Annotated in this window: 1 pseudogene; it reads right to left on the bottom strand. The window is 38.6% G+C overall.

Annotation, left to right across the window (positions count from 1 at the left end):
- Window positions 1–1,025 (bottom strand): annotated as a pseudogene (locus tag CTN07_RS22440) (IS3 family transposase); the annotation flags it as partial.
- Window positions 1,026–1,098: the final 73 nt, after the last annotated feature.

The following is a 1,098-nucleotide window of genomic DNA, read 5'->3' as shown; positions in this document are numbered from 1 at the left end:
ATAACCTACATTTGGTACCCATTCTGTTTTTAAACTTCTAAAGAAACGCTCCATAGGTGCGTTATCCCAACAATTTCCTCGCCGAGATAAACTTTGTTTAATCTGGCATCGCCATAATAATTGTCGGTAGTAACTGCTGGTATAATGACTACCTTGATCACTATGAAACATAACCCCTTTGGGTTTATGTCGCGATTCATAGGCCATCATAAGTGCCTTACCTGTTAATCGACTATCAGGTGATAGAGACATTGCCCAACCAACAGGTTTTCTCGAAAATAAATCGATAACTACAGCAAGATACATCCAGCGATTCCCAGCCCACACATAAGTCACATCACCAACCCAAACTTGATTTGGTGATGTAACCGCAAATTGACGATCCAGATGATTTGGAATTGCAATATGCTCTTGATTTGCTTTTCGGTATCTATGCTTCGGTGATTGGCAACTAACAAGATTAAGGGCTTTCATTTGTTTGGATGCACGATACCTACTCAAGGGAATACCTTGAGTAGTAACCATATCTGCAATGGTTCTTGCTCCAGCAGAACCATTGCTTGCAGCATGTACTTCTTTAATTAAACTACGCAGTTTAATCAATTCAACAGAAATAGTTTTTGGGCGTCTTTGCCAATATTTATAGCTACTACGATGAACATCAAATACGTTGCATAATGTTGTTATGCTGTGGCTCTTCCTGAGTTTCTCGATTAACGAGAATTGTTCAATGAGTCTGACATCAAGAGAGCGGTAGCTTTTTTTAATATTTCATTATGCTCTTCAAGAGTAGCTAATTTTTTCTTTAATTCTCGTATTTCGATCTGTTCAGGCGTCATCGGTGAAGCTTTTGGTGATTTACCTTGGCGTTCTTCTTTTAACTGGCGAACCCACTTATCCATCGTAGATTTACCCACATTCATAGCTTGAGCAGCTTCAATTACTGAATAGTTTTGGTCGATAACTAATTGTGCCGCTTCTAATTTAAATTCAGCACTAAATAATCGTCTTGTTCGTTTTGTCATGATGTCACCTATTCATGTTAAGAGGTGATGATATCACCTCTGAGTAGGTGGCCAAATTTAATGTACCACTACA

The organism is Photobacterium damselae, from assembly GCF_003026815.1.
Classification (GTDB): Bacteria; Pseudomonadota; Gammaproteobacteria; order Enterobacterales; family Vibrionaceae; genus Photobacterium; species Photobacterium damselae.
Note: the sequence above shows the minus strand (reverse complement) of the source record. Positions and strands in the feature narration are given on the sequence as shown.